Genomic DNA, 10,857 nt, shown 5'->3' with positions numbered 1-10,857 from the left:
CGGCCGGTCCCGCGGGGCGACGACCGCAGGCCCGAGCCCGAGCGGGCCCCGCGGACCGGGCGGGTCCGGTGGCTCGGGCGGTTCGGGTGGCTCGGGCGGGCACGGGGGATCCGGCGGCTCGGGCGGTTCCGGTCGATGGGGCGGCGCCACGCTCGCCGGCGGCGCGCCGCTGGCCAACCCGCGGCACCGCGTGCGGGCGATGTTCCTCGCGGTGCTGTTCGTCTTCACGCTGTTCGCCGCCCAGCTCGTGCGGCTGCAGGGCATCGACGCGGCCGAGGTCGCCGAGCAGGCCCGCGACCTGCGCACCGGGCAGCCGTCGACGCTGCCCGCCGAACGCGGCCGCATCGTCGACAGCAACGGCGTGACGCTCGCCGGCATCGTCGAGCGCCGCGACGTCGTCGCCGACCAGGTGAACATCAGCGAGTACGAGGTGCGCGACGCCAACGGCGACTACCAGACCGTCGGCGCGGCCGGCGCCGCCAAGGCCCTCGCCCCGCTGCTGAACATGGACCGAGCCGCGCTGCAGGAGAAGCTCACCGGCGACGCCCGCTGGGTGCAGCTGGCCACCCGCCTCGAGCCCGCGACGTGGCGCAAGATCGAGGCGCTGCGCATCCCCGGCATCTCCAGCGAGCTGTCCGAGGTGCGCACCTACCCCGGCGGCGCGCCGGTCGCGCCCGTGCTCGGCTGGGTCGGCGCCGACGGCCAGGCCGTCAACGGCAGCGGCGCCGGCCTGGAGCTGCTGCACAACGAGCAGCTCAAGGGCACCCCCGGCCGGGCGCTGCGGGAGTACTCCGCCGACAGCCGGGTCATCCCGATGGGCTTCAGCCAGATCACCCCGGCCGTGCCCGGCTCCGATCTCAAGCTCACCCTCGACAACGACCTGTCCTGGTACGCGTACAACGCGATCGCGGAGCGGGTGAAGGAGGCCGACGCCGACTCCGGCACGGCCGTCGTCATGGACGTCAAGGGGCGGCTGCGGGCCGTCACCCAGTACCCCGGGTTCGACCCCGTCACCCGCAGCGCGAAGAACAGCGAGTTCTCGGCGCTGCCGTTCCAGCAGGTCTTCGAGCCCGGCTCCACCGCGAAGGTGATGTCGCTCGGCGCGGCCCTCGACACCGGGGCGGTCAACCCGACGACGGCGTTCACGGTGCCCAACCGCCTCAAGCGCGTCGACCGCACGTTCAAGGACTCGCACGACCACAAGACGCTGTACCTGACGACCGCCGGCATCCTCGCCCAGTCGAGCAACATCGGCACGCTGCTCGCCGGGGAGCGGGTCGACCCCGCGACGCTCGAGCACTACTTCCGGGCGTTCGGTCTCGGCGAGCGCTCCGGAGTCGGTTTTCCCGGCGAGTCCGCCGGCCTCATGAAGCCGTCGAACGAGTGGGACCCCTCGCAGCGCTACACGGTGATGTTCGGTCAGGGCCTGTCGATGACCGCGATCCAGGACGCCGGGGTGTTCCAGACCATCGCCAACGGCGGGGTGCGGGTGCCGCCCTCGATCGTCGACAGCATCACGTCGGCCGACGGCACCGTCACCCCGCAGGCGCTGCCGCAGGGTTCGCGCGTGCTCAAGGAGCAGACGGCCACCGACCTGTCGGTGATGCTGGAGTCGGTCGTCGGCGCGAGCGGCACCGCCCAGCAGGCCGCGATCGCCGGGGTGCCGGTGGCCGGCAAGACCGGCACCGCGCAGCGCTACGACTCGGAGGCCGGCGGGTACAAGGGCTACACCGCCTCCTTCGTCGGGTTCGCCCCGGCCGACAAGCCCGAGCTCGTCGTCGCGGTCATCCTGCAGAACCCGAAGAAGGGCGGCTACTACGGCGGCGCCACCGCCGGACCGGTCTTCCAGCAGGTCATGTCGTACGCGCTGCAGAAGTACGGCATCCCGCCGACCGGTGTGCAGCGCACCCCGTTCCCGCTGCAGGTCGGCGACAAGCCCACCGCCAACGCCGAGAAGGTCGACCCCAGCCTGCTGCCGCCCGCCGGGCCGATGCGGGTCGGCGGCTCCTCGCCGACCGCCCCGCGCGTCGGCGTGTCGTCCAGCGGCTCGTCGTCGAAGTCCTCGGGTGCGTCGAAGTCCTCCGATTCGTCGAAGTCCACCAGCTCGTCGACGTCCCGGAGCACCTCGTCGGGCGCGTCGTCGGACGCATCGGGTAGCGCGGCCCGGAGCAGCCGCCAGGGCGATGGCACCGACCAGGCGACGGGCAGCGCAACACGGGGCTCCGGGGAGGGCGCCTCGACCGGCACCGCGCGATAACGTGCGATCAGTGAACGCCACCCCTCGCCCCTCGCGCGCCCTCGACGTCGGCATCGCCCGGATCGCCGATGCCGTCTCCGGCGTGACCCTGCAGCGCACCGGCCCGTCGAGCGACGCGCCGGACGTCACCGTCTCCGGGGTGACGCTCGACAGCCGCGCCGTGCGCCCCGGTGACCTGTACGCGGCGCTGCCCGGCGCCAACGTGCACGGCGGCCGGTTCATCGGCCAGTCCGTGGCCGCCGGCGCCGTCGCGGTGCTCACCGACGAGGCCGGCGTTGGGCTCGCGCGCGACGCCGGGGTGGACGTGCCGGTGCTGCTCGCCGCCGACCCCCGCGGGGTGCTCGGCGAGGTCGCCGCCACCGTCTACGGGCGACCGGCCGACGACCTCGTGATGATCGGCATCACCGGCACCAACGGCAAGACGACCACCGCGTACCTGCTCGAGGGCGCGCTGAGCCGGCTGGGGGAGCACCCCGGTCTCATCGGCACGATCGAGACCCGGGTCGGGTCGCAGCGGCTGCCGAGCGTGCGCACCACCCCCGAGGCCAGCGAGCTGCACGGGCTGCTCGCGGTGATGCGCGAGAGCGGCTGCCGGGCGTGCTGCATGGAGGTCTCCAGTCACGCGCTCGCGCTGCACCGCGTCGACGCGGTGCGTTACGACGTCGCGATCTTCACCAACCTCTCGCAGGACCACCTCGACTTCCACCGCACGATGGAGGCCTACTTCGAGGCCAAGGCGCAGCTGTTCACGCCGCAGCGCGCCCGCCGCGCGGTCGTCTGCGTCGACGACGAGTGGGGGCGACGGCTCGCCGCGCAGGCGCAGATCCCCGTCACGACCGTCGCCAACGCGGCCGGCACCGGCGACGGAGACGCGCCGGATTGGACGATCACCGCCGTGCCCGCCGACGAGGCGACCGAGGAGCACAGCGAGCAGAACAACGGAGCCGGTCTCGGCGGTGCGGTGCTGCTCACCGGCGCCGACGGCACGCACCTGCGGGTCAAGGTGGGGCTGCCGGGCGCGCACAACGCGACGAACACGGCGTTCGCGGTGATCGCGCTGCTCGACCTGGGCTACCCCGTCGAGCGCGTGGTCGCCGCCTTCGACGCGCCCGCCACCGTGCCCGGCCGCATGCAGCGCGTCGAGCTCGCACGCGAGACCTCGCCCGCCCCGGCCCCGCTCGATCCGGCGGCCGCCGACGCGGGGGAGGCGGTGTCGCCGCCGATCGCGTACGTCGACTTCGCGCACACCCCGGACGCGATCGCGGCCACGCTGCAGGCGCTGCGCCCGCTGAGCCGCGGTCCGCTCGTCGCGGTGCTCGGCGCGGGCGGCGACCGCGACCACGGCAAGCGCCCGCTCATGGGGGCCGCGGCCGCGCGCGTCGCCGACCTCGTCGTCGTCACCGACGACAACCCCCGCCACGAAGACCCGGCGATGATCCGCGGCAGCGTCGCCGGCGGCGCGCGGGAGGCCGCGCCGCACGCCGAGACGGTGCGGGAGGTGCCGGGCCGGGAGGCGGCGATCGACCTGGCCGTCGACCTGGCCGCCGGACACGACGGCCGCCCCGCGGGCGTCGTCGCCGTGCTCGGCAAGGGCCACGAGCAGGGGCAGACCGTCGGTGACGTCGTGAAGCCCTTCGACGATGTCCAGGTGGTCCGCCGCGCCTGGGCTAACCTGTGCGGCGTTGCGCGCCCCGACCCGGAGGTAGACCGTTGATCCCGTTGAGTCTGGCCCGAATCGCGCAGGTCACCGGCGGGACCGTCGGGGCGGCCGGTGGTCGCGACAACGGGGGCACCGCAAGCGCCGGAGGCAGCGGCGACCCCGGCGAGGTCGTCGTCGACGGACCGGTCGTCACCGACTCCCGCGAGGCCGGGCCGGGCGGCCTGTACGTCGCCCGCATCGGCGAGCACGCCGACGGGCACATCTACACCCCGCAGGCCGCGGCCGCCGGAGCGGTCGCCGCCCTCGTCACCAGGCCCGTCGACGACCTGCCGTACGTGCTCGTCGACGACGTGCAGGAGGCGTTCGCGGCGCTCGCGACCCACGTCATCGACTCCATCGAGGGGCTCGTCGTCGTCGGGATCACCGGCTCCTCCGGCAAGACGACGACCAAGGACCTGCTCGCGTCGGTGCTCGGGTCGCACCTGCCGACCGTCGCCAACGTCGGCTCGCTGAACTCCGAGGTCGGGGTGCCGCTGACCGTGTGCCGCGCCACGCCCGACACGCGCTACCTCATCCTCGAGATGGGCGCCCGCGGCATCGGGCACATCCGCTACCTCACCGACATGACCCACCCGAGCGTCGGGGTGGTGCTCAACGTCGGCTCCGCGCACGTCGGCGAGTTCGGCTCCCGCGAGGTGATCGCCACGGCCAAGGCCGAGCTCGTGCAGGCGCTGCCGGCCGGCGGCCTCGCGGTGCTCAACGCCGACGACCCGCTCGTGTCCGCGATGCCCGTCGCGTCCGGCGCCCGCGTCGTGCGCACCGGCTCCGGCGAGGGGGCGGACGTGCGGGCCACCGACATCGCGCTCGACGCCTCCGGCGCACCGGGGTTCACGCTGCAGGTGGGCGACGCCTCGGGCGTGCCGGTGCAGCTCGCGCTGCTCGGTGGCCACCAGGTCGAGAACGCCCTCGCGGTGGCCGCCGTGGCCGCGGACGCCGGGCTGACCGTCGACCAGATCGCCGCCGCGCTCGCCGCGGCCCACCCCGCGAGCCGGTGGCGCATGGAGCGGCACGAGCGGCCCGACGGGGTGACGATCCTCAACGACGCGTACAACGCGAACCCCGAGTCGATGGCCGGGGCGCTGCGCACGCTCGCGCACCTGCACGGAGACGGTGCGCAGTCCCGGCGCACGTGGGCCGTGCTCGGCGGCATGCTCGAGCTCGGGCCGGGCGCTCCGGCGGCCCATCACGAGATGGGGGCGCTGGCTCGCGAGCTGGGCATCGACGAGGTCGTGGCGGTGGGCGAGCTCGCCCGGCCGATCGCGGCCGGCGCCGACACGCCGGACGGTGAGCCTTACGCAAGGAGCGGCACCGGCGTCAACACGCGGGCACGCTGGGTTAACGACACCGGCGCGGCGCTCGACCTGTTGACCGCGGAGCTGCGCAAGGGTGACGTCGTATTGCTGAAGTCGAGTCGAGACAGCGGCCTGCGGTTCCTCGGAGACCAGCTGACGACCGTGCACACGGAGGTGGACGCGTGAGGTCCGTACTCGTCGCGAACGCGGTGGCCCTCGCGGTCGCCCTCTTCGGCACCCCGCTGTACATCCGCTTCCTCGTCAAGCGCGGGTACGGGCAGTTCATCCGCGACGACGGCCCGACGACCCACCACACCAAGCGCGGCACCCCGACGATGGGCGGCGCGGTGATCATCGCCGCCACCGTCATCGGGTACCTGCTCGCGCACACGGTGACGATCACCCCGCTGTCGCCGAGCTCGCTGCTCGTGCTCTTCCTCATGTGCGGACTGGGGATCGTCGGCTGGCTCGACGACTACATCAAGATCAGCAAGGCCCGCAGCCTCGGGCTGCGTTCCTGGCAGAAACTCGGGCTGCAGCTGCTCGTCGGCACGGTGTTCGCGCTGCTCGTGCTGCAGTTCCCCAACACCGACGGGATCACCCCCGGCTCGACCGCGATCTCGTTCGTGCGGGAGACCCCGCTCGACCTCATGGCCCTCGGGCCGATCCTCGGGTTGTTCGCGTTCGTCGTCTGGATCAACCTCATGATCGCCGGAACGAGCAACGGGGTGAACCTCACCGACGGGCTCGACGGCCTCGCGACCGGCGCCGCGATCTTCGTCGCCGGCGCGTACGTCATCATCGGCATCTGGCAGTTCAACCAGAACTGTCACCCGGTGACGACCTCGTTGAAGTGTTACTCGACGCCGCACGCCCACGACATCGCGATCCTGGCCGCCGCGCTCATGGGCAGCTGCATCGGGTTCCTGTGGTGGAACGGCTCGCCCGCGAAGATCTTCATGGGCGACACCGGCTCCCTGGCCCTCGGCGGCGCGCTCGCCGGGCTCGCCATCGTCACCCGCACCGAGCTGCTCATCGTCATCCTCGGCGGCCTGTTCGTCGCGATCACGCTGTCGGTGATCATCCAGGTCGCGTCGTTCAAGCTGACCCGAAAACGGGTGTTCCGGATGGCCCCGCTGCAACACCACTTCGAGCTCGTCGGGTGGAACGAGGTGACGATCGTCATCCGGTTCTGGATCGTCGCCGGGCTGTGCGTCGGCTTCGGGCTCGGGATCTTCTACGCCGAGTGGATGGTCGGGGGAGCCTGATGAGCCGCACCGACGGTACGGCGGGCACCGCGGACGCGCAGGACGGTCCCGACGCCTACGAACCACGCCCCGGGCTGACCCACCGCGACGCGGACTGGGCCGGCCTGCGGGTGCTCGTCGCCGGCCTGGGCATCAGCGGCTTCGCCGCCGCCGACGCCCTCCTCGAGCGGGGCGTGCACGTGCTCGGCGTCGACACCGGCTCCGGGCAGACGCTCGAGGAGCGCGCGAACATCCTGCGGATCCTCGACGCGAACCTCGTGCTCGGCGAGGAGGCGGTCGCCGCGATGAAGCGGCCCGCCGACCTGCTGACCGACATCGACCTCGTCGTCACCTCGCCCGGCTGGCGGCCCGACAACCCGCTGCTGGTCGCCGCCCGCGACGCCGGCGTGCCGGTGTGGGGCGAGGTCGAGTTGGCGTGGCGGATGCGCCCGGAGCACGACCCGGCTCCGTGGCTGACGATCACCGGCACCAACGGCAAGACGACCGTCGTGACGATGCTCGCCGGGATGCTGCGGGCGGCCGGGCTGCGCGCGGCCGCCGCCGGCAACGTCGGCACCCCCATCCTGGAGGCGGTGCTGCACCCCGAGCCGTACGACGTCATCGCCGTCGAGCTGAGCAGCTTCCAGCTGCACTGGCAGCGCTCGCTGTCGCCGCTGGCCTCGGTGTGCCTCAACATCGCGCCCGACCACATCGACTGGCACGGCTCGCTGGAGGAGTACACGAAGGCCAAGGGCAAGGTGTACGCGAACACCCAGGTGGCCTGCGTGTACAACGCGCAGGACCTGGCGACCGAGCAGCTCGTCGTCGACGCCGACGTCATCGAGGGCGCCCGGGCCGTCGCGTTCACGCTCGGCACGCCCGCGATCTCCATGGTCGGGCTCGTCGACGACGTGCTCGCCGACCGGGCTTTCGTGGCCGAGCGGGAGACGAGCGCCGCCGAACTCGGCACCCTCGCCGACCTGACCCGCGGCGGAGTGCCGCCGGCGCCGCACGTCGTCGCCAACGCCCTGGCCGCGGCCGCGCTGGCCCGGGCCTACGGGGTGCCGCCGGTCGCGGTCCGCGAGGGGCTGCGCGGCTACGTCTCCGAGCCGCACCGCATCGCGCCGGTCGCGACGGACGCCGACATCACCTGGATTGACGACTCCAAGGCCACCAACACGCACGCGGCGCAGGCCTCGCTGAGCGCCTACGAGCACGTCGTGTGGATCGCCGGCGGGCTGCTCAAGGGCGCCGACGTCGACGACCTCGTGCGCACCGCCGCCGACCGGCTCCGGGCCGTCGTGCTCATCGGTCGCGACCGCGAGCAGATCGCGCAGGCGCTGGCTCGACACGCCCCGCAGGTCCCCGTCATCGACGTGCCGCAGACCGACAATGGCGCGATGGACCTCGTCGTCGAGGCGGCCGCCTCGCACGCCCGCCCCGGCGACGTCGTGCTGTTGGCGCCCGCGGCGGCGTCGATGGACATGTTCGCCAACTACGGCGCCCGCGGCGACGCGTTCGCCGACGCGGTCCGTCGCCACCTGGGCGCCTCGCCGTCGTGAGCCGGGTCGCTCGACCGTGACCCGCCCGAACCGCACCGATCACCCGAAGGGAGCGCGGCGCCCGTGAGCCTGACCGGTCTTCGCTCCACCCGCACCGGCCGAGGCGGCGGCGGCCGTCGTCGCCGCGACGACGAGGCCGTGGCCGGCATGCCGCCGGCCGCGCACCCGTTCTGGGAGCGGCTGGAGTCGCCGCTGAGCACCTACTACCTGCTCGTCGCGGTGGTCGCCGCGCTGCTGCTCATCGGCCTGGTCATGGTGCTGTCCGCCTCGAGCGTGTCGGCCATGCGCAGCGGCGGCTCCGGCTACGGGGTCTTCCTGCGGCAGGCGCAGTTCGCGTTCGTCGGGGTCGTCGCCGCCGTCATCGCCAGCCGGGTGCCGGTGGCCACGTGGCGGCGCTTCGGCATCCCGCTGCTGCTGCTCGCGATCTGCCTCCAGCTGCTCGTCTTCACCCCGCTGGGCGTCACGGTGCTCGGCAACCGCAACTGGCTGCGGGTCGGCCCGGTGCAGCTGCAACCCTCGGAGATCGGCAAGCTCGCGCTCGTCATCTACGGAGCCGGGGTGCTCGCCACCAAGCGCAAGCTCCTGTACCGCTGGCGGCACGCGATCGTGCCGCTGCTCGTGCCGTCGGGCGCCGCCGTCGTCGGCCTCGTGCTGCTCGGGCACGACCTCGGCACGGCGATGGTGCTGCTGGCGATCCTCGCCGCGCTGCTGTGGGCCAGTGGCGTCTCGGGCCGGTTGTTCGCGATCGCCGGCGGGGTGGGCGTCGTCGGCGTCATCGGCATGGTCGCGATGAGCGGCAACCGCATGCACCGCCTCAACTCCTGGCTCGCGTGCAGCGACGTGCACCAGTGCTGGCAGAGTCAGCACGGCCTGTTCGCCCTCGCCGACGGCGGCCTGAGCGGTCTCGGGCTCGGCGCCAGCCGGGAGAAGTGGCTGTGGCTGCCCGAGCCGCACAACGACTTCATCTTCGCGATCATCGGCGAGGAGCTCGGCATCGCCGGCACCCTCACCGTGCTCGTGCTGTTCGCGCTGCTGGCGCTGGCCTGCTACCGCATCGTGCTGCGCACCGACGACCCCTTCGTGCGGGTCGCCACCGCCGGCGTCATGGTGTGGGTGCTCGTGCAGGCGATGGTCAACATCGGCTCGGTCATCGGCGTGCTGCCGGTCATCGGCGTGCCCCTGCCGCTGGTCTCCAGCGGCGGCTCGGCCCTGGTCACCACGCTGACGGCCCTCGGCATGGTGATCTCCTTCGCCCGCAACGAGCCCGCGTGCCGCCGCGCCCTGGCGGCCCGCCCGCACGTCGTGCGCCGCACCCTGTCCGTGTTCGCCGCCGGAGGTCGTCGATGAGCCCCACCCGCATCCTGCTCGCCGGAGGCGGGTCGGCCGGCCACGTCTCGCCGCTGCTCTCGCTGGCCGACGCGCTGACGCGTCGCGAGCCCGAGGCGCGGATCGTGGCGCTCGGCACCGCGACCGGCCTGGAGGCCCGGCTCGTGCCCGAGCGCGGCTACGAACTGCGGACGATCCCCAAGGTCGCGTTCCCGCGCCGCGTGTCGGCGGCGGCGCTGCGGCTGCCGGGCGACCTGTGGGGCGCGGTCAGCGGCACCGAGGCGATCCTGCGCGACCTGGACGCCCAGGTCGTCGTCGGTTTCGGCGGCTACGTCTCCACCCCCGCCTACCTCGCCGCCCGCCGGCGCGGGCTGCCGATCGTCATCCACGAGGCGAACGCCCGGCCCGGCCTGGCGAACCGGCTCGGGGCGCGGCTCACGCCGTACGTCGCGACGACCTTCTCGCGCACGCAGCTGCCGCACGCCCGCGTGCTCGGCATGCCGCTGCGCACCGAGATCACCGGCCTCGACCGCGCCGCGCACCGCCGCGAGGGCCGCGAGTACTTCGGGCTGCACCCCGATCGCACGACCTTGCTCGTCACCGGCGGCTCGCTCGGCGCGCAACGCCTCAACACCGCCTTCGGCGCGGCGGCCGCCGACCTCGTCGCCGGCGACGACGTGCAGGTGCTGCACCTGTGCGGGCAGGGCAAGGAGTTCGAGCCCGCCGGGGCGCCGGCCGACCGCTACGTCGTGCGCGCCTACGCCGACCGAATGGACCTCGCCTACGCCGCCGCCGACCTCGTCGTCGCCCGCTCCGGCGCCAACACGGTGTGCGAACTGAGTGCCGTCGGGCTGCCCGCGATCTACGTGCCGCTGCCGATCGGCAACGGCGAGCAGCGCCTCAACGCGGTCGACGTCGTCGCCGCCGGAGGCGGGCTGCTCACCCCCGACGACCAGGTCGACGACGCGTGGGTGCGCTCGGTCGTCGCGCCGCTGCTGCGCGACCCCGATCGCCTGGCCGCGATGGCCGCCGCCGCGGCCGCCGCCGGGGAACGCCACGCCGACGAGCGGCTCGCCGACCTCGTCGACGAGGCCTACGCCGCGCGGCAGGGGAGCCGGTCATGAGCGCGCGCGCCCGCTTCGACTACGAGGCCCCGGTGCCGGCCCTCGCCGACCTCGGCCGCGTGCACGTCCTCGCCATCGGCGGAGCCGGCATGTCCGCGGTCGCCCGACTGCTGCTGCAGGCCGGCCTGACCGTCAGCGGCTCCGACGCCCGCGACTCCGCGATGCTCGCCGCCCTGCGCGCCGACGGAGCCGTCGTGTGGGTCGGCCACGACCCGGCTCACCTCGACGGCGTCGACACCGTCGTCGTCTCCTCGGCCATCCGCGACGACAACGTCGAGCTGGCCGCCGCCCGCGCCGCCGGGCTGCGGGTGCTGCACCGCTCGCAGGCG

Annotated in this window: 8 protein-coding genes; all 8 read left to right on the top strand. The window is 73.8% G+C overall.

Annotated elements, in window-relative coordinates; translation table 11 throughout:
* A partial coding sequence (locus PINTE_RS18030) for a peptidoglycan D,D-transpeptidase FtsI family protein (protein ID WP_245643042.1) occupies positions 1 to 2,257 on the top strand: 2,257 nt, incomplete at its 5' end.
* Between the two features lie 10 nt (positions 2,258 to 2,267).
* Positions 2,268 to 3,971 carry a UDP-N-acetylmuramoyl-L-alanyl-D-glutamate--2,6-diaminopimelate ligase gene (locus tag PINTE_RS18025; RefSeq protein ID WP_245643041.1) on the top strand — a complete coding sequence of 568 codons (1,704 nt, stop codon included), beginning with the start codon at positions 2,268 to 2,270 and terminating at the stop codon, positions 3,969 to 3,971.
* Positions 3,968 to 5,455, top strand: a complete 1,488-nt coding sequence (locus PINTE_RS18020; RefSeq protein ID WP_068433523.1) for a UDP-N-acetylmuramoyl-tripeptide--D-alanyl-D-alanine ligase — start codon at positions 3,968 to 3,970, stop codon at positions 5,453 to 5,455. Before PINTE_RS18025 ends, PINTE_RS18020 begins: the two co-directional genes overlap by 4 nt.
* Positions 5,452 to 6,537 (top strand): phospho-N-acetylmuramoyl-pentapeptide-transferase, encoded by a 1,086-nt coding sequence (gene mraY, locus PINTE_RS18015; protein WP_068433521.1) that lies wholly within the window; start codon positions 5,452 to 5,454, stop codon positions 6,535 to 6,537. The genes PINTE_RS18020 and mraY overlap by 4 nt, the downstream gene beginning before the upstream one ends.
* Positions 6,537 to 8,078 carry a UDP-N-acetylmuramoyl-L-alanine--D-glutamate ligase gene (gene murD / locus PINTE_RS18010; RefSeq protein ID WP_068433520.1) on the top strand — a complete coding sequence of 514 codons (1,542 nt, stop codon included), beginning with the start codon at positions 6,537 to 6,539 and terminating at the stop codon, positions 8,076 to 8,078. The genes mraY and murD overlap by 1 nt, the downstream gene beginning before the upstream one ends.
* 63 nt (positions 8,079 to 8,141) lie before the next feature.
* Entirely contained in the window at positions 8,142 to 9,425 is a 1,284-nt protein-coding gene (ftsW, locus tag PINTE_RS18005) for a putative lipid II flippase FtsW (RefSeq protein ID WP_245643040.1), read from the top strand.
* The gene (gene murG, locus PINTE_RS18000) at positions 9,422 to 10,528 is read left to right on the top strand and encodes an undecaprenyldiphospho-muramoylpentapeptide beta-N-acetylglucosaminyltransferase (protein WP_068433519.1); all 1,107 of its coding nucleotides are present in this window, start codon (positions 9,422 to 9,424) and stop codon (positions 10,526 to 10,528) included. Before ftsW ends, murG begins: the two co-directional genes overlap by 4 nt.
* Positions 10,525 to 10,857: Mur ligase domain-containing protein (locus PINTE_RS17995; RefSeq protein ID WP_245643039.1), on the top strand; the 333-nt coding region annotated here is incomplete at its 3' end. The genes murG and PINTE_RS17995, both read left to right, overlap by 4 nt.

The sequence above is a fragment of the Piscicoccus intestinalis NBRC 104926 genome (assembly GCF_001515525.1).
In the GTDB taxonomy this organism is placed as follows: Bacteria; Actinomycetota; Actinomycetes; order Actinomycetales; family Dermatophilaceae; genus Kineosphaera; species Kineosphaera intestinalis.
This window is presented reverse-complemented; position numbering and strand designations above follow the sequence as displayed.